The sequence below is a fragment of the Tolumonas lignilytica genome, from assembly GCF_000527035.1.
In the GTDB taxonomy this organism is placed as follows: Bacteria; Pseudomonadota; Gammaproteobacteria; order Enterobacterales; family Aeromonadaceae; genus Tolumonas; species Tolumonas lignilytica.
Map to the genome: position 1 here is coordinate 161,139 of NZ_AZUK01000002.1, position 19,109 is coordinate 180,247.

The window sequence follows — 19,109 nt, forward strand, 5'->3', positions numbered from 1 at the left end:
GGGAAATCTGTGTGATTGCCATACCACACAGATTTTTTTAGCGAAACAAAAGAAATAATAGTTCCCTTGTATTTACTAAAAGAAACTAAAGTTGTTTAATGGTTTTAACGATTGTTCAGAAGGACGTGTGAACATGTCAGACTTTTCGGTTTATTGCCCGCACGGGCCCCATGCATTTCGTGCCGTTCAGGATGGACCATTGCACGGCCTACGTCTGGTTTATAAAGATCTCTATCATGTGGCGGGATACCACACAGGGGCGGGTAACCCGACCTGGTTTAATGAACATACCGCGGCGACGAAGACATCGCCTGTGCTGGATGCGTTATTTCAGGCAGGCATTTATGTGGTCGGGCGCGTACAGACCGATGAGCTGGCCTATAGCCTGAATGGCTGCAATGTCCATTTCGGAACACCGATCAATCCGGTGACTCCAGATCGGCTTCCCGGCGGTTCTTCCAGTGGCAGTGCGGTGGCAGTAGCACGAGGTGAAGCGGATGTCGGATTAGGGACGGATACCGGTGGTTCAATCCGTGTACCTGCCTGTTACAACGGGTTGTATGGCATTCGCCCGACGCATGGTCGTTTACCGACGTTTGATATGATCCCGCTTGCACCGTGTTTTGATACCCCGGGTTGGTTATGTCGCGATGCAAAAACGTTAGAGCGTGTGGGTGAAGTTGTTTTTCTATCGCCAGTACAACAGCCGCAAAACGTAAGTTTTTTATGGGCTGATGAGTTATTTGCGATGTTACCGGCTGCCTTGCAGGCGGCTGTCGAACCGATTCGCTTTGCCAGTCGGACGATCGCAACCAAAACTGACAACTGGGCATTTCCTGCAGAACGACTCGCCGATATGAGTCAAACTTTCCGTATTCTGCAAGGTCGGGAAATTACCCGCACCCATTTCGAATGGGTAGAGCCTCGATTGAATGCATTTGCAAAAGATATTGCAGAACGCTTTCAGTGGGCGGCAACGCTGACTGAAACAGAAGAAACGCAAGCCAAAGCAGCGCAAGTCGCGTGGAAAGAAGAAATCGACGCGGTGCTGGAACAATCGTTTCTGATACTCCCAACCACACCTGATTTAGCACCGCTAAGAACCGCATCTGATGCTGATCTAGCTGATTTTCGCATGAAATTATTGGGCTTAACCGCCTTGGCCGGGTTAGCCGGTTTGCCGCAGGTACATTTGCCGTTGGTGAAGGTGAATGGCGTTCCATTCGGCTGTTCGATCATCGGAAAGCGTGGTAGCGACATGACGTTATTAGCCATTGCCCGATTATTCAGTAACGTGATGTCAGAGGCGTAACCTATGAATCAATGTGCATTTACCGCCTCGCATTTTCAGGCATCGCAAGCAGGCATGGCCATTTTACGTGACGGTGGCACCGCCATTGAAGCGATGGTCGCTGCTGCCGCAGCTATCGCTGTGGCATACCCACATATGAACAGTTTGGGGGGTGATGGCTTTTGGCTGATTCATGAACCGGGTAAAACACCGGTTGCAATCAATGCCGCAGGCGTCAGTGCAGAACAAGCGACTTTAGATTGGTATCAGCAGAAAGGTTACAGTGCTATTCCATCGCGGGGTGCCGATGCAGCTTTGACGGTGGCAGGAACGGTAGCTGGTTGGAATGCCGCGTTAAAACTCAGTGCTAAGTGGCAACCTCTCATTGGTTTGGATGGTTTGCTGCGAGATGCGATTCAGCTAGCAAAAGAGGGCATCGTTGTTACTGAGAGTCTGGTTGCCGCAAGTCAGAAAACAGCCAAGGAGTTCTCTGGTTTCTCTGCATTTTGTGAGCGTTATTTGCCAAATCAACAGACGCTGGTGGCTGGTGAAACGTTGAAAAACGAACCGCTGGCAGACTTTCTCACGCATTTGAGTCAGGTCGGGCTGGACGATTTTTACTGCGGTGAATCCGCTCGTGAAATCGCGAATGTATTGTCTGCTCAAGGTTCGCCACTGACACTGAATGATTTAAACCGCTATGACGCCACCTGGGTTGAACCGTTATCAGTCAAAACCACTCAGGGCAACTTCTATAACTTACCGTTGCCGACGCAGGGCATTGCTTCGTTACTGATTTTGGCGATTTTCGATCGTTTGTATGACGAATCACTCGATGAAGCAACACAACTGCATTTATTGATTGAAGCGACGAAACAAGCGTTTCGGGTGCGGAATGCAGAAGCGCAAGATCCGCGGCAAACCAGCAAAAATATTGAACGCTGGTTAACCGAGGCTGGCATTGAAAAATTAGCGTCTGAGATCAGTCTGAAACAAGCTGCTCCATGGCCGAACCCTGCGATTCCCGGCGACACCATCTGGATGGGTGCACGAGATAAACAAGGGCGGATGGTCAGTTTCATTCAAAGTATCTACTGGGAATTTGGTTCTGGTGTTGTCATTCCTGAATTAGGACTGCTTTGGAATAATCGTGGTGTGAGTTTTAGCTTGGAAGCCGGTGCAACCAACCAGTTACGGGGTGGTATCCACCCATTTCATACCCTCAACCCCGCATTTGCTCAACTGCATGACGGGCGAAATATGGTGTACGGCACCATGGGGGGCGAAGGTCAGCCACAAACTCAGGCCGCCATGATCTGGCGTCATCTCTACCAGAAGAAATCTTTAGCGACATCAATTGCAGAACCCCGTTGGCTGCTGGGGCGAACCTGGGGTGATAACGAGCATGATCTCAAAATTGAGGCTGATCTTGATCAGCAATTACAGCAAACCCTGCATCAACAAGGTCATCAAATTAAAAATGTCGCAGCTTGTTCAGAGCTGATGGGACATGCCGGTGCCATTACTGCATTTGCTGATGGTGTTGATCAAGTGACAACGGACCCACGATCAGACGGTGCGGCACTACAGGAATAACGGGATTTTGTCTTCGACAGAATCCGTCAAGGAATGGATAAGGGCTTCCCGATAGGGAATAGCCCGCAGCAATAAAGGTATTGGCTATGTTAGATATTCAGCAATTTGATCAAATTAATCCGCCAGCGCGATTGCTCATGGGGCCGGGCCCAATCAATGCTGACCCGCGTGTATTACGTGCAATGTCGGCGCAATTGGTCGGGCAATATGACCCGATCATGACCGATTACATGAATCAGACAATGGCACTCTATCGTGCGTTGTATAAAACACAAAACCAATGGACGTTCCTGATCGATGGCACTTCCCGAGCCGGGATTGAAGCCATGCTGGTTTCGGCGATCCGCCCTGGTGACAAGGTGTTAGTGCCTGTAATGGGTCGCTTTGGCGATCTGTTGTGTGAAATCGCCCGTCGTTGCCGTGCTGACGTGCATACGATCTCTGTGCCTTGGGGCGAAGTGTTTGATCCGCAGATGGTTGAAGATGCGATTGTCAAAATTCGCCCAAGATTATTACTCACCGTACAAGGTGATACCTCGACGACCATGCTGCAACCACTGGCTGAATTGGGCGAAATCTGCCACCGTCACGATGTGCTGTTTTATACCGATGCGACGGCTTCATTCGGTGGAAACCCGATGGAAGTTGATGCCTGGGGTTTAGATGCCGTCTCTGCCGGATTACAGAAATGTCTCGGCGGCCCCTCAGGGAGTTCACCGGTGACTTTGAGTGATCGCTTTGCTGAGGTTGTTCGCAAGCGTAAGCATGTGGAACAAGGTATTCGCAATGCCAGCCATGAAGATGGTTCAGACGAAATTATTTATTCCAATTATTTCGATTTGGGCATGGTGATGGATTATTGGGGCCCTGAGCGTCTTAATCATCATACCGAGGCAACCAGTATGTTATTTGGTGCCCGTGAATGTGCCCGCATTATTTTGCAGGAAGGCGTTGATACCTGCATCGCCCGTCATGAGTTACATGGCAGAGCGCTGTTGGCGGGTGTGCAGGGCATGGGGCTGAAACCGTTCGGCGATTTGAAACACAAAATGAATAACGTGCTCGGCGTGTATATTCCCGAAAACGTGCATGGTGAACAGATCCGCCAAACTTTGCTCAACGATTTTGGTATTGAAATTGGCACCTCATTTGGCCCGCTGCACGGCAAAATCTGGCGTATTGGTACGATGGGCTACAACGCCCGGAAAGATTGTGTCATGACCACCTTATCTGCGTTAGAAGCTGTACTCAATCGCTTCGGTTTTAAAACCACCCAAGGTGCTGCGTTACAAGCTGCATGGGATGTCTACGCAACTGCAGGGGTGTGAGATGGATTCCGGCATTCGTATTCATGAGCGCTGTCTGGTGCTGGCTCAATTGAGTGAATCATCTGATGACGTCACGCGGGTGTATCTGTCTGCCCAGCATTATCAGGCCAATGCACTCGCAGGGGAATGGATGCGGGAAGCCGGTATGCGCGTCTGGCAAGATGCGGTCGGAAATATCTGTGGCCGTTATGAAGGTCTGACGCAGGGGGCTCCTGCCTTATTGCTGGGCTCGCATCTCGATACCGTCCGCAATGCCGGCAAATATGATGGCATTCTCGGGGTTGTCACCGCGATTGAAGTGGTGCGGCAGTTTCATCAGCAGGGGAAGCGCTTCCCGTTTGCGATTGAAATCGTCGGTTTTGCCGATGAAGAAGGCGTTCGTTTTGATGTGACCTTGTTAGGCAGTAAAGGCCTGACAGGGGAATGGGAACAAGGCTGGCTGTCGAAACCTGATCACAACGGGCTATCGATGGCTCAGGCGCTGGCTGATTTTGGTTTAAATCCGGATCTCATCTCACAAGCAAAACGTCGAACGGAAGATTTTATTGGCTATCTGGAACTGCATATTGAGCAAGGCCCGGTGCTGGAAACGGCGGGTTTAGCCTTGGGCGTGGTGAGTGCAATCAATGGCGCGAAACGTTTGATGATCACCCTGCAGGGGGTGGCAGGTCATGCCGGAACTGTGCCGATGAATCTACGACAAGATGCGTTGGTAGGAGCCAGTGAAGTGGTGCTGGAGGTGGAGAAAATTGCCAAAGAGCACGAGGTAGTTGCGACGGTTGGAAAGCTGGAATGCAAGCCGAGTGCAGTGAATGTGATTCCTTCGCTCGTTCAGTTTAGTCTGGATATTCGAGCCGCCTGCAATGACAAACGCGATGCCGCGTTGGCTGAAATTTTAGCGCGCATAGAAACGATTGCCGCGAATCGTCAGCTCACGTTCTCTCATCATTGTTTTTATGATGCTGACGCCACACCTTGTGATCGTCTATTACAAGACGTACTTACTGAGGCAGTTGAGTCAGTGCAAGGTCAATCGCTGACACTACCCAGCGGCGCAGGCCATGATGGTGTTGCCATTGCGGCTTTATGTCCAATCGGGATGTTGTTTATGCGTTGTGAGGGTGGCGTGAGTCATCATCCTGCCGAAGCGGTTAAAATTGCAGATATTGAATTAGCGGCGAAGGCGTTGTCATTGAGTATTAAATCATTGGCTCGAACCACCGACCTGCACCATGTCCAGATGAAAATCCAACATGTTGTGGGCAATGACAATGTTCAGTACTGATTAATCTTCTTTATGTCCGAATGCGATCAGATCGGTGATTTGTTCACACCGACAAAAAAGCCAGATTATTTTCTGGCTTTTCCCATTTTGGCTGGACCAACTAATATTCCAACCAGACTACAGAGGATCAAAACGACCCCCACGGTTATCGCTAGCGTCATTTTCTCACCCAAAAAGATAATCGAAGAGAACAGCCCAATAACCGGAACGCCTAAGGTTGCCACAGACATAGAAACTGAGTTGATGCGTCTACCGACCGCCAAAGAAATTACAAAACAGAAACAGGTTGCAAGCGGGCCAATAAACACTAACAGGCTAACTAACTCAGTATTCCAATTTATATGAGGTATCCCTTCTGTGACCAATGCGATGATCATAAGCGGCAGTGCGGATAGCAACATTTGCCATGGCGCTAATATCAGCGGACTACCATGCCATGGATGTTGCTTCACATGAACAATGACGATGCTCCAACATAGCGCTGCGCCTAACAGCATGATATCCCCAATAATTGCAGCTGATTGCCAGCCCAACAGTGATGGTGAGATAACGACCACAATGCCGAGCAAGCCCGCTATCACCGCATACAGCTGACTTTTTTCCAGCGACCGGCGCAAAACAACCACGGTGATCAGTGAAACCCATAGTGGCGTTGTGTAGGCGAGTAAAGCGGCTTGTCCTGCTGCAACTTTTGTCATGGCGATTAAACCTAATACGGTAAAGGCTATCATTTGTAACAAACCGACACTCGCAATGATCGGAATATCCTGTTTTACCGGCAGTCTTAATTCACCTCTCATACCGGTAAACAGGAATAAACAGAGTGCTGCACTGCCAAAACGGATCGTTGCTAACCATAATGGGCTGATCGAAAGCAGGCAAATTTTCATAGCTGGCCAACTGAAACCCCACAGCAAGACCATGATGCCAAGTTTGAGCAAATCTCCGGACGATGTTCTGGTATCAGCTCGGCTGATTGAAATGGTATTGGAGGCTGTCATCGTAAAATCCACTCCAAGTCTTCAATCATATCTTCGACAGATTCCAAGCCGATCGACAGGCGGAATAAACCATCACCCGCGTATTGCAGATATTCCTTTTGTTGCGCAGGCGTCAGTCGATAGGTCGATTTCATTAAATCTTCGGTTTTGAGCAGCACAGCGAGACTACGCTGATGACCAATCGAATAGGCATAGTGGAATAGGTGAGATTCATGGGCAAAGCGCTGTTCAGTGGTGTCGATATCGTCTACCTGGAACACGACAATCCCGCCAAACTGATCCATTTGACGTTGCGCCAGGTCATGCTGAGGATGTGAAGCCAAACCGGGATAAATCACCGATTTCACGCGAGGATGTTGCTCCAACCATGCCGCAATTTTCATGGCCGACTGGCACATCATATTCATTCGCGGGAAAAGCGTATCGATACCGCGCATGATGAGCCATGCATTCTGTGCCGACAGGCTTGCCCCCAGATAGACACCGGCTTTTGAGCGGATTTTGGCAATCAGCGATTTTTTCCCCGCAACGCATCCACCTAAGGCATCGCCATGGCCATTGATAAATTTAGTCAGCGAATGCACCACGAGATCCACCCCAAAGTCACAAGGGCGGGTCACCACCGGTGTCGCAAACGTGGAATCGACAGACAGCAGAATATTCTTTGCACGGGTAATTTCTGCAAGCGCCTGTAGATCGGTCAGGCGCAACAGTGGGTTATTCGGGGTTTCAGCATGGATGAGTCGTGTGTTTGGCTTGATGGCGGCAATTACTTCATCGATCCGCGACAAATTCACTGCCGTTACCTCAACGCCAAATGAAGGCATCACCTGCAAAGCCAGTTCGTTGATCGCGGCATAACAAACATCACTGATGATCAGGTGATCACCTGATTTCAGCAGCGAAAAGAAAACGGCTGCCATTGCTGCCATGCCAGTTGCGGCTGCATAGGCGTCCTCAGCATTCTCCAGTGCAGCTAAGCGCTCCTCTAACTGACGTACAGTCGGGTTCGTCCAACCCGCATAGAGAAAAGGTGTTTCCGTCAGATCTAAACCGTTCGCAGAAAAAGCACCTTCACCAGGGATGAAGCTATTATTCACTGACATGGAGATATTTGGCGCAATCGCATGCGTCAGTGCATCGGGTTCTAAACCGGCATTTAAAGCGAGTGTCGCAGGCCGAAATGTGCGAGAAGGTTTTTGAGTCATTTTTATATCCTTTTTCAATTCAGCGGCGAACCGGTAGCTGACGTTCAATGCGTCCGAATACTTTGACGATGAGAGCACTGAGTGCGACATAGAAGACGGCAACCAGAATCAGTGGTTCATAGACGAGCAGGGTGTCTTGTCTGATTTTGTAGGCAACGGAGTAGAGATCCATCACGGTGACGGTAAATGCCAATGGCGTTGCTTTTAGCTGTAAGACGACCTCACCGGCAATGGTAGGTAATGCAATACGAATCGCACGAGGCAGCCAAACACGACGGATCAACGTCCAGCGTGACATTCCAAAAGCTTTACCTGCTTCGATTTCACCTTTGGGTACAGAGAGCAGGGCAGATCGAAGCACTACTGCTTCATAAGCTGCATAGTTCAGGGTGAAAGCGACGGCGGCAAAGAAGAAACCTTCTCGTAACACAGGCCACATGAAGCTATGGCGAATGCCCGGGATCATCGGTAACAGTGAGCCAATCCCGTAATACAGCAGCCATAACTGTACGAGTAACGGGGTGCCGCGAAGTAAGGTGCAATACCCGCTTGAAAATTTAGCCAGTGGTTTGGGCCCCATTACTTGTAACAGTGCCAAAACGACTGCCAGAAAAAACCCGAGGCTGACTGAAATCACGAGCAAAGCGATGGTTTGCTCAGCACCTTTCAGAAGCAGTGGCCAATAATGGGTGATCCATGAAAAATCCATTTAAAAACTCCTTAACCCAGACGAACCTGACCACGGCGGAAACGACGCTCCAGCGAGTCAAATACCGAGTTCGAACACAAGGTGATCACCAGATAAATCAGTGCTGCTGTACAGAAAAAGAAGAAGTAAAATTTGGTGTTACTCGCGGCCAGTTTGGTGATCATCGCGAGCTCCTGATAACCCAAAACGGCGATGAGTGCGCTGTCTTTGGTGACCGATGCCCACAGGTTTGATAACCCCGGCAGTGCCGTCGGCATCATGGCTGGCAGGATGATGCGACGAAAACGCATGGTTGCCGGCATGCCGAAAGCCTTTCCGGCTTCGATTTGTCCGGTCGGGATGGCCAGGATCGCACCTCGAATGACTTCAGTGGCATAAGCGCCTTGCACAATCCCCAGCACCAGAATGGCGGTGGCGAATCCATTGATTTCCACTGATTCAAAACTCAGCGCATTTAACAGCGCATTCAGGGAGTCTGTGCCGGCATAGTAGAGGGCAACAATCAGGATCAGCTCGGGAATGGCGCGAACCACAGTGGTGTAAAGGTTTAAAACCGGAGCCAATGTGCGGCTCCCGTTTAATTTACCCAATGCGCAGCCAAGCCCGATCCCAATCCCGGCCAGAAATGCACCGAATGAAATCTCCAGTGTCGTGATCGTACCTTTCAGTAAGGCCGAACCCCATCCCGGAGCTTCCAGTGCCAGTAAGCTGGTGTAGGTTGAGATATCCATGATTAGTTACCGTATGGATCGAAACTGAAATATTTCGCTGAGATTTCTTTGTACTTACCATTGGCGCGTACTGCAGCGATCGCTTTGTTGAGTTTCTCAGTCAGAGCGGTATCGGATTTTCTTAAACCGCCACCAATACCAGTGCCTAAGATTTCGGCATCATCAGGAACCTGACCTTTGCTTTCACAACACTCTTTCCCAGTTGATGATTTGAGGAATGCCGCCAAAGGAATAGAGTCGGCAATGACATAATCGACACGACCAGAAACCAAATCCTGCAGCGATTCATCCAGTGTTGGATAGTTTTTCTCGGTCGCCACGTCGCTGTAATGTTTTTTGAAATAAGCCGATTGAATGGAAGACACGTAAGTCCCGATGATTTTGTCTTTCAAATCATCTTTAGTGACTTTGTGTGGTTCGTCTTTCAGACCCACGATTTCAGTCGGGGTGTTGTAATATTTATCGGTAAACGCGATGACTTTTTTGCGATCATCATTGATCGACATAGAAGACCAGATCACATCAATTTTGTTTGCTTTCAGGCCCGGGATCAGACCATCCCAAGTCATATCCACGATGGTGCATTTTTCTTTCATCTCGTCACACAGAGCATGCAACAGATCTATTTCCCAACCTGCCCATTTGCCACTGGCATCTTTGGTGTAAAACGGTGGATATGCTTCATTCGATACCCCAAAGCGGATCTCTGCATGTGCAGCAGTGCTGGTGAGGCTGGCAAGGGCGATTAGTCCGGCGGTCAAATGTGCTTTCATAGCTGTGGTACTCCATGTATTGATTGAGGTTTATTGACGAAACTGTGATGTGAACTGACGGCAACGTTCACTATTCGGGTGATTGAAAACCTGATCCGGCGAGCCTTCTTCTTCAATCAGACCCTGATGCATAAAAACCACATGGTCAGAAACATCACGGGCAAAATTCATTTCATGGGTGACCAGCAACATGGTGCGGCCTTCATCCGCTAAATCGCGGATAACTTTCAGCACCTCACCGACCAGCTCTGGGTCGAGCGCAGAAGTTGGCTCATCAAACAGCATCAATTTCGGGTTGATACACAGCGCACGGGCAATCGCAGCACGTTGTTGTTGACCACCAGACAGGAAAGAGGGGTATTCATGGCGTTTATGATAAAGCCCCACTTTCTGCAGTAATTCTTCTGCTTTTTCGGTGGCTTCATACTTATCCTGATTCAGAACATAAACAGGCGCTTCAATGACGTTTTCTAAAATCGTGCGATGCGACCAGAGGTTGAAACCCTGAAACACCATGCCTAAGCGACGGCGGATGCGTTCGATTTGTTTCCAATCGGCTGGGTGTTGTTTGCCATGGCGATCACGGGTCTGGCGAATTTCTTCACCATTGATGATGAAGGTGCCTTGATCAGCTGTTTCCAGGAAATTAATGCAGCGCAGGAAGGTACTTTTACCTGAGCCTGATGAGCCAAGAATGGAAATGACTTCACCGTGATGTGCCTGTAATGAAATGCCTTTCAATACTTCGTTGTCACCGAAGCGTTTATGCACTTGGTTTACTTCCAGTGCGAGGGGCGTTTTCTTCCTGAGTGGCCGGACTATTTCTGACATTGTGCTATCCTGCTGTCGTTGCAATTCCCTTGTAGTATTTACAAAATGGCGGCCGCTCAACGGCGAAAAGCGTTTTTAAACGCCGGAAAAATGCATTTTCAGCGTTGTTTTTGCAGAAAAAATGCAGCTCACCAGAACAGATCGGAAATGTTTTAAGCTGGTGCGCAAATTGCACCAGAGTGGATAGAGAAAAAGTCGCAGCAGCAAAAGGAATTTGCTGGTAATCAGGTTTTATTTAATAGAGTTCAATTCATGCAGCTTGATACATTTGACGCCAAGATCCTCAATATCATTCAGAGAAACAGCCGCGTGCAGGCAGAGGAAATTGCCGAAAAAGTTGGGCTTTCTGCTTCTGCTGTTCAGCGTCGTTTGAAAAAAATGCGTACTGAAGGGGTGATTCAAACTGAGATTGCAGTGGTCGATCCGAAATATGTATCGAACGTGATGACGTTTATCGCAGGGTTGGAGATCGAGCGCGATAACTATATTGCATTAAGCTTATTTAAGAACTGGATTGCCAATCGCGAAGACATCCAGCAGGTTTATTATGTCACCGGCCCTTATGATCTGATGGTCGTGGTGACGGCGGCGAATGCCGCTGAATATGACAAATTCAGTCAGGAGTTGATGGAAAAAGTGCCGCAAATTCGCCGTATTACCACTCAGGTGGTCATTGATGCACCGAAGCGCAGTTTCTATGTTCCAATCCGTGCCATTTTAGAAGAATAATGGGAAATATAAGCCGAAAATTATATGCGCTTTTTGTCGCAAACATTGGAAGCATCATGGATCGTAGAAGCCAAGACAAACATGCTTCTACTTGGCTCTAGTTTTACTCCAATAGCCGGAGCGAAATGCTTGCTGCCGCAGTGCGGTTATCAACATTCAGTTTCTTATAAATCTGCTCCAGATGCTTGTTGACTGTTCTGGGGCTCATTTCGAGAATTGTAGCAATTTCCCAGTTGGTTTTACCGAATGACAGCCAGTAGAGCACTTGAGACTCACGTTTGGTGAGATTCAGCTCCCGCTGGAGATCTTCTTCGGTTCCTTTCTTTTTGGGCGTAACTAATCGGATCAATGAATGGAGCTGATCATATTCACCAGCGTATTCGGCTCGTATTGGGGGGGTAAAATGGTTCAGCAGCAGTGGTTCTTTCCTGTGTTCTGATGTTATCCAGTTTGCAATGTCAGGTTGAATGGTCTTCCAAGGTTCCTGAATATCACCGCTGATTTTGCTCATCAGCTCTTGGGCGTAGGGCGTGGCCCATTCCAGCCGACCTTGTTTCGACACACAGAATATGTACTGACCTGCATAATCCAGCGCGACTTGGGCCGATTTTGCGAGTTTAGCGTTATGACTGTGCACCTTGATTCTTGCCAGTACTTCGTCGGGTACCACAGGTTTTGTAATGTAATCGACGCCACCCACCTCAAATCCATGAATGACATGCTGCGAGTCGTTGAGCCCGGTCATAAAAAGGATAGGGGTCGCTGGCAGTTTTTCTTTGAGCTTTTGGCAAGTATCAAATCCATCCATTTCTGGCATGACAGCATCCAATAACACCACATCAGGTTTCACTTTTTCTACAATTGACAATGCCTGAGCGCCACTCAGGGCGACCAACACCGTTAAACCCGCTTTATTTAGCGTGGCGTTCAGCATCCCCAGTGATTCAGGCGAGTCGTCGACAACTAAAACAATGATGTTACTGAATTCAATAATGCTCATGGATCAACTCATTCAAATGGTGGACGACTTTGTCAAATTTGCACTGAGAGGCATCTGTCCGAATCGGGCCAAAAAAGGCCTCGCTGACTGTGTCAGAAAGAACAATTTCATCGAGCTTTTCGAGAAATGCAGACATAAAACCGATTTCGGCGAAATTCACTAATTGCGTGAGATCTTCGTAAGATGGAATGGCCGTTGGCTGATTCAATTGGCTGTCTGTTGGTGTCTCCGGAGCGATGGGTTCCGGCTCTTTTTCAAAGACCCAATTCACTGGCAGCAGGTTACTCAGCTTCGTCAGCAGTTGTTCACGAGATATAGGTTTGCTCAGATAATCATTATGATATTGCGCCAGCATGTTACTTTTCTCTAACTCATGAATGTTGGCTGAAAGCATCATGATCGGGCTGCGGATGCCTTTTTGTCTGAGTTGAATAGCGAGCTGCCAGCCACTCATTTCTGGCATGGTGATATCAAGGATAAATAGATTGATGAGGCGCGTTTCTGCCATTTTGAATGCAGCACTTGCACCATCGGCTTGCAGAACGTCAAAGCCGAGCGGAGTCAGAATATTGCTGACCAGATTGCGCTGATCTTCAATATCATCTACCACCAGAATGGTTTGGCGTTTGCCGGTGTATCCCGTGACGTTTTGCTGAATTAACAACGGCGCCTGTATCGGGCTTTCGACGGTCGTGATCATGAGTGTCAGTGTGAAATTACTGCCAACACCTTGCTGGCTTTCACAGGATATATCGCCACCCATCAAGTTAGAGAGTGCATGCGAAATCGTAAGCCCTAACCCTGTGCCCTGAATGGCGCGCGTGTTCTGATTTTGCACCCGCTCGAAGGGTCTGAAGATTTGTTGAATTTCATGTTCTGAAAGACCGATGCCGGTATCCTGCACTGAAAAACGCGCGACCTGATTTCGGTAGGTAACACGAAAAGTCACTTTGCCTTGTTTGGTATATTTGATGGCGTTGTTCAGCAGATTAATCAGAATTTGGCGTAAGCGTTGTTTATCTGATGCAATATGTACCGGCAGATTGGCGCAGGGCACATATTCAAAATCCAACCCTTTTTGTGACGCTTCCATGGCAAACATGTCGGCCAGTTCATTCAGCATGGTCGCGATATTGAATTCATCACGTTGCAGTTCGAGGCGGCCCGCTTCGATTTTGGAAATCTCCAACAAACCTTCCAGCAGATCAGACAGATGTTTGCCGTTCCGCCGTAAAATATGGGCATATTCCCGTGTTTTATGATCGAGTTTATGGTCATCACTTAAAAGTTGGGCGTAGCCGAGTAATACGTTGAGTGGGGTACGTAATTCATGGCTTAAGCCAGCAAGATAACGGCTTTTGGCGTTATTCGCCGTTTCAGCTGATTTCTTGGCCTGTTCTAACTGTTTCGACGTTTTTTCGTGGGCGCTGATTTCTTGCGTCAAGAGTTGTGCGTGCGCCTTCAGCTCTGTGATCGCATTACGACTGCTATTTCGGGCCAAAACAAACAGACCACTGATAATGCCAACCGGGATCAGCAGCATCACGAACGCTTTAAACATCCCCGCAGTGATAGAGTGCATGTTATCAGGCACAAGCGATGGAATTTGGCTGTAGGCGATCATAAATATGGCAGCCATAAAGCCACTGACAATGACCATGACAATCATAAACTGACTGAAAGGGCCTGACATTTTATGCAGCAAGGGTTCAGGAATATATGGGTTCAGTAATGTCTGTATCTGTTCATGTAATGTTGCCTTGGGACGGCATTTATCATGACATCTGACATCCAGTGAACAACATAAAGAACAGATGTGACCACCATAAGCTGGGCAGTATGCCATATCTTCAGGTTCGTAAACATTTTCACAAACGGAGCAGCTGAGCTCTTCATGCGAGTGAAGAGGTATGAGTGTATCAGGGGACGAGTGAACTAAATAAAACCTGCCTTTGGTGAACCACGCAATGAACGGGGCGGTAATAAATGGCAATGCGAAGGCAATATAGGAAGCGAATGCTTTGACCTCTTCATTAAACACATCAAGGTGGGCTGCAAACCCAACGGATGACGCGATGATCATGGAGCCCAGCCCAACCGGATTGATATCATAAAGTTTGGATCGTTTAAATTCGATACCTGGGGGGCTTAATCCGAGTGGTTTGTTAATCAGTAGATCGGCCACCAGACTGCCAATCCAAGCCAGCACCAGCACGGAATAAACTTGCAATGTTTTCTCTAGGAGTTGGTAGATCCCTAGCTCCATCAACAACAGTGCAATGACAACGTTAAAGACCATCCAGACGACTCGTCCCGGATGGTTGTGCGTCAGTCGGGAAAAGAAATTAGACCACGCTAAAGAGCCTGCATAAGCATTCGCAACATTGATCTTTAACTGAGACATGATGACAAACATACCCGCAGCCAGCAGAGCCAGTTTGGTATTTGCTGTCATATAGCTAAAAACATTCAAATACATATGAGCCGGATCGCCAGCTTCTGTGGTGCTAAATCCATGGCTGACAGCCAGCCACGCCAGAAAGCTGCCTAGTGCGAGTTTTGCCGAACCAAAGATCATCCAGCCGGGGCCACCAAAGAGCATTGCCAACCACCATTTAACGCGACCAGTCTTTTTTTGTTCCGGTAGAAATCGTAGAAAATCAACTTGTTCCCCTAACTGGGCAATAACCGACATTAATACTGCAGAGGCACTGCCAAACAGTAACCAGTTAAAGTGATCGCCACTCTCATGGATACCAGAATAAGCAAGCCACTTATCAATCTGTGAGTCAGGATGACGGAATACATAGAACAGTGGAGCAAGTTGCATCACGAACCAGAGTGGCTGAGAGAACATCTGAAAACGGCTGATATTGGTGATGCCCAGCGTGACGAGAGGAATGACCGCAACGGCACTGATGATATATCCCCAAAATAGAGGAATACCAAACAGCAGTTCCAAAGCCATCGACATAATGGCCGCTTCCAGCGCGAAAAAGATAAAGGTGAAGGAGGCGTAAATCAGAGAAACAATCGTGGAACCAATATAACCGAATCCAGACCCGCGGCTTAGCAGGTCAATATCCACACCGTATTTTGAGGCGTAATAGCAGATGGGGATCCCGCTGAAAATGATAACGGCGGAAACAGCAACGATCGCCCACAGCGCATTGACAGAGCCATAGGAGAGAGTAATTGAGCCGCCTAAGGCTTCTAAAACTAGAAATGAGACAATACCGAGCGCACTGTTGGCTATCCAGCTTGCTGACCATTTTCGGGCTCGTTTCGAGGTGAAACGCAGCGCGAAATCTTCCAGCATTTCGTTGGCAACTAACTTGTTGTATTTACGCCGATTAATTGGAACTTTTTGCATAATGGGCCGTGTTCTCATCCATGATCATTGGGGGAAATCGCATTCCTTGCGACCAATGAGAAATTTGACTCTCGCGCGTTAGTTTATCTGATTCTCCATCATTCACCTATGCGTCATTTGACGTAGTCCTGCGGCCCGATCTGCGCATATTCAGCCCCCATATTTTTTTCAATACTGAACAGGCTGAGTGATTAAGTGTTTGTCTTGAAACTTAAGGCAAACCGATATCTGGAAAGGGTTGTTTCGTACTGAAAAATTCATTTAAGGAAGAATACGCATGAAAGGAAAACTACTCGCAAGTTCGATTCTGGCTGCGTCATTATTTGGTGGTCACGCATTTGCTGCGGATAACACGATCAAAGTCGGTGTGTTGCATTCGCTGTCTGGGACTATGGCCATCAGTGAAACCACATTGAAAGACACGATGCTGATGCTCATTGACGAGCAGAACAAAAAAGGCGGGTTACTGGGCAAGAAAATCGAACCAGTCGTGGTTGACCCGGCGTCAAACTGGCCGTTGTTTGCTGAGAAAGCGCGTGAACTGATCCAAAAAGATAAAGTCTCTGCCATTTTCGGTTGCTGGACTTCCGTTTCCCGTAAATCCGTACTGCCAGTCGTTGAGGAACTGAACAGCGTGCTGTTCTACCCAGTGCAGTATGAAGGGGAAGAGTCTTCTAAAAACGTATTCTACACCGGTGCTGCACCAAATCAGCAGGCAATTCCAGCGGTCGATTACCTGATGAATCAAGGGATTCAGCGTTGGGCATTATTGGGAACTGACTACGTTTATCCACGTACCACCAATAAAATTCTGGAAGCGTACCTGAAGTCGAAAGGCGTAAAAGCGTCAGACATTATGGTGAATTACACCCCATTTGGTCACTCTGATTGGCAATCAATCGTCGCCGATGTGAAGAAATTCGGTTCTGCCGGTAAGAAAACGGCTGTGATTTCAACCATCAACGGCGATGCGAATGTTCCTTTCTACAAAGAACTGGGTAATCAAGGTATTTCTGCACAGGATATCCCGGTGGTTGCCTTCTCTGTTGGTGAAGAAGAACTGTCTGGTATCGACACGAAACCGTTGGTGGGTCATTTAGCTGCATGGAACTACTTTGAAAGCGTGGATACACCAGCAAACAAAGACTTCATCGAAAAATGGCATAAATTCACCGGGAAAAAAGACCGTGTGACCAACGATCCGATGGAAGCAACATACATTGGTTTCAACATGTGGGTGAAAGCGGTTGAGAAAGCAGGCACCACAGATCCTTCAAAAGTTCAGGATGCTCTGATCGGTGTGACTGTGCCAAACCTGACCGGTGGCTACGCAGCAATGATGCCTAACCATCACATCACTAAACCGGTTCTGATTGGTGAAATTCAGGATGACGGTCAATTCGAAGTGGTTTCAGAAACAAAAGGCACAGTAGCAGGCGATGCATGGTCTGATTACTTACCTGGTTCGAAAGACCTGATCTCTGATTGGCGTAAACCGCTGTCATGCGGCAACTTCAACGTGAAAACAGGTAAATGTGGCGGTTAATTCCGTGACTGACAGGGCGGAGAGTACTTCGCCCTGAATCAAGGATTGAAGTTCGGAATTTAAGAGAAAACCACGTGTTTTCTCCAGGGCGAGGAAAGCATGATGCGATTAGACAAAGCAGGATGCAGTCGAATTATTGTGGCTTGTTTAAGCCTGATGATTGGTTTCTGGAGTGTCATGGCACAAGCGATGACCACTGATGAAGCATTAAAAGAATTAAGTGGTCGTGATTTTGCGGCGAAGAAAGAAGCCATCACCACGATTGCTGACAGTGGTGAATCTTATGTCGCTGATCTATTTACAGCATTAGATAACGGCGAGCTGTTTTACCGCAAAAGTGACGAAATCATCGTGATCCGTCAGGGTGAAACGTTTATCGATGTCAAAACGAAACAAACCGTCACGGGTGACAGTTCTGATTTTAAACGCGTGGCAATGAATAATGCATTGCGTCGTCAAATCTCTGAATTATCTGCGCAATTAGCTTTGAATGATGCGGATGCAGGCAAGCGTCTGACCGCAGTGAAAAGCCTGTTAGGTAAAGTCAGCCCAACTGAGCTTTCAGCTCTGATTTCTCATCAACAGAAAGAAAAAGATGCAAAAGTTTTAGCAGCCTATGACATGGTAATTTCGTTCAGCAAATTAACCGATGCTGATGCGAATGTTCGTTTAGCAGCCATTGATGTGCTGGCAAAAGTTCACAACCCGGAAGTGTTAGGCAAGCTGAAAGCAGTTTCGCAAAATGATACCGATGACAAAGTTAAAGCGGCTGCGGCTTCAGCCGTGAAAAAGCTGGCTCGCAGCCAGTCGTTCTATAGTGGTATTGAAACCCTTTATTTCGGTATTAGCCTGGGTTCGATTCTGGTACTTGCAGGCATCGGTTTAGCCATCACCTTCGGCGTGATGGGTGTCATCAATATGGCGCACGGCGAAATGATGATGCTAGGTGCTTACACCACCTTTGTGATGCAAAAAGTGCTTCCAAATGAGCCGGGCATTGCATTGTTGTTATCGATTCCAGCGGCGTTCTGCGTTTCCGGTTTGGTAGGCATCGTGATTGAGCGCAGTGTCATCCGTTTCTTATATGGCCGCCCGTTAGAAACCTTACTGGCAACGTTCGGCATCAGTTTGTTACTGCAACAAGCGGTTCGTTCAATTTTCTCTCCATTAAACCAAAGCGTCGTCATGCCTTCGTGGATGAGCGGTACCTGGACATGGAACGACTTCTTGTCACTCACACTCAACCGTATGTACATCATTCTGTTCTGTTGCCTGGTATTTGCCGGTCTGATGTGGTTGCTCAAGCGCAGTCGTCTTGGTTTAGAAGTTCGTGCTGTTTCGCAAAACCGCGCCATGGCCCGCAACATGGGTGTTCGTTCTGATTGGGTCAATGCGCGTACTTTCGGTTTGGGTTCTGGTATCGCAGGCATCGCAGGTGTTGCGTTATCTCAGCTCACCAACGTCGGGCCAAATTTAGGTCAGGGTTACATAATCGACTCTTTTATGGTCGTCGTCTTCGGTGGTGTCGGTAATTTATGGGGAACCATGGTTGCAGGCCTTTCATTGGGGATCGCCAATAAATTACTGGAGCCGTATGCCGGTGCGGTACTGGCAAAAATCCTGATTCTGGTTGCGATCATTCTGTTCATCCAGAAACGCCCGCGCGGTTTATTTCCGCAACGTGGCCGAGCGGTTGAGGGCTGAGAAC

Annotated in this window: 15 protein-coding genes; 7 read left to right on the top strand and 8 right to left on the bottom strand. The window is 48.2% G+C overall.

The annotated features are described in order from the left end of the window. The first annotated feature begins 133 nt into the window (after positions 1-133). From H027_RS18085 to hpxK, 4 genes are all read left to right on the top strand, one after another. The gene (locus tag H027_RS18085) at positions 134-1,312 is read left to right on the top strand and encodes an amidase (RefSeq protein ID WP_038150070.1); all 1,179 of its coding nucleotides are present in this window, start codon (positions 134-136) and stop codon (positions 1,310-1,312) included. Positions 1,313-1,315: 3 nt separating this feature from the next. Continuing rightward, positions 1,316-2,887 carry a gamma-glutamyltransferase family protein gene (locus H027_RS18090; protein WP_038150072.1) on the top strand — a complete coding sequence of 524 codons (1,572 nt, stop codon included), beginning with the start codon at positions 1,316-1,318 and terminating at the stop codon, positions 2,885-2,887. A gap of 86 nt (positions 2,888-2,973) precedes the next feature. After that, positions 2,974-4,215 carry a pyridoxal-phosphate-dependent aminotransferase family protein gene (locus H027_RS0115785; RefSeq protein ID WP_024873400.1) on the top strand — a complete coding sequence of 414 codons (1,242 nt, stop codon included), beginning with the start codon at positions 2,974-2,976 and terminating at the stop codon, positions 4,213-4,215. After that, positions 4,190-5,500 (top strand): allantoate amidohydrolase, encoded by a 1,311-nt coding sequence (gene hpxK / locus H027_RS0115790; RefSeq protein WP_024873401.1) that lies wholly within the window; start codon positions 4,190-4,192, stop codon positions 5,498-5,500. Before H027_RS0115785 ends, hpxK begins: the two co-directional genes overlap by 26 nt. Positions 5,501-5,565: 65 nt before the next feature. Here hpxK and H027_RS0115795 read toward each other — a convergent pair whose 3' ends face one another. From H027_RS0115795 to H027_RS0115820, 6 genes are read right to left on the bottom strand one after another with little or no spacing between them, the layout of a single operon-like run. Beyond that, positions 5,566-6,501 carry a DMT family transporter gene (locus H027_RS0115795; protein ID WP_024873402.1) on the bottom strand — a complete coding sequence of 312 codons (936 nt, stop codon included), beginning with the start codon at positions 6,499-6,501 and terminating at the stop codon, positions 5,566-5,568. Continuing rightward, complete coding sequence (locus H027_RS0115800) at positions 6,498-7,709, bottom strand: trans-sulfuration enzyme family protein (RefSeq protein ID WP_024873403.1); 1,212 nt, start codon at positions 7,707-7,709, stop codon at positions 6,498-6,500. Before H027_RS0115800 ends, H027_RS0115795 begins: the two co-directional genes overlap by 4 nt. A 19-nt stretch (positions 7,710-7,728) precedes the next feature. Beyond that, complete coding sequence (locus H027_RS0115805; protein WP_024873404.1) at positions 7,729-8,418, bottom strand: ABC transporter permease; 690 nt, start codon at positions 8,416-8,418, stop codon at positions 7,729-7,731. Positions 8,419-8,429: 11 nt separating this feature from the next. Next, positions 8,430-9,149 (bottom strand): ABC transporter permease, encoded by a 720-nt coding sequence (locus H027_RS0115810; protein ID WP_024873405.1) that lies wholly within the window; start codon positions 9,147-9,149, stop codon positions 8,430-8,432. 2 nt (positions 9,150-9,151) lie between these two features. Continuing rightward, positions 9,152-9,922, bottom strand: coding sequence for a transporter substrate-binding domain-containing protein (locus H027_RS0115815; RefSeq protein WP_024873406.1), 771 nt, complete (start codon positions 9,920-9,922; stop codon positions 9,152-9,154). A 30-nt stretch (positions 9,923-9,952) separates the two neighbouring features. Continuing rightward, positions 9,953-10,753 (bottom strand): ABC transporter ATP-binding protein, encoded by an 801-nt coding sequence (locus H027_RS0115820; protein ID WP_024873407.1) that lies wholly within the window; start codon positions 10,751-10,753, stop codon positions 9,953-9,955. 252 nt (positions 10,754-11,005) lie between these two features. Here H027_RS0115820 and H027_RS0115825 point away from each other — a divergent pair, with 252 nt between their 5' ends. Next, positions 11,006-11,482, top strand: a complete 477-nt coding sequence (locus H027_RS0115825) for an Lrp/AsnC family transcriptional regulator (RefSeq protein ID WP_024873408.1) — start codon at positions 11,006-11,008, stop codon at positions 11,480-11,482. Positions 11,483-11,585: 103 nt separating this feature from the next. Here the strand turns inward: H027_RS0115825 and H027_RS0115830 are convergent, their stop codons facing one another. Beyond that, a complete protein-coding gene (locus tag H027_RS0115830) occupies positions 11,586-12,482 on the bottom strand; it encodes a response regulator transcription factor (RefSeq protein ID WP_024873409.1) in 897 nt (298 codons plus the stop codon). Continuing rightward, a complete protein-coding gene (locus H027_RS0115835; RefSeq protein WP_051449052.1) occupies positions 12,469-15,855 on the bottom strand; it encodes a hybrid sensor histidine kinase/response regulator in 3,387 nt (1,128 codons plus the stop codon). Before H027_RS0115835 ends, H027_RS0115830 begins: the two co-directional genes overlap by 14 nt. 277 nt (positions 15,856-16,132) lie before the next feature. Here H027_RS0115835 and urtA point away from each other — a divergent pair, with 277 nt between their 5' ends. Next, positions 16,133-17,401, top strand: coding sequence for an urea ABC transporter substrate-binding protein (urtA, locus tag H027_RS0115840; protein ID WP_024873411.1), 1,269 nt, complete (start codon positions 16,133-16,135; stop codon positions 17,399-17,401). 102 nt (positions 17,402-17,503) lie between these two features. After that, positions 17,504-19,105 carry an urea ABC transporter permease subunit UrtB gene (gene urtB, locus H027_RS0115845; protein WP_024873412.1) on the top strand — a complete coding sequence of 534 codons (1,602 nt, stop codon included), beginning with the start codon at positions 17,504-17,506 and terminating at the stop codon, positions 19,103-19,105. The last annotated feature ends 4 nt before the right edge of the window (positions 19,106-19,109 follow it).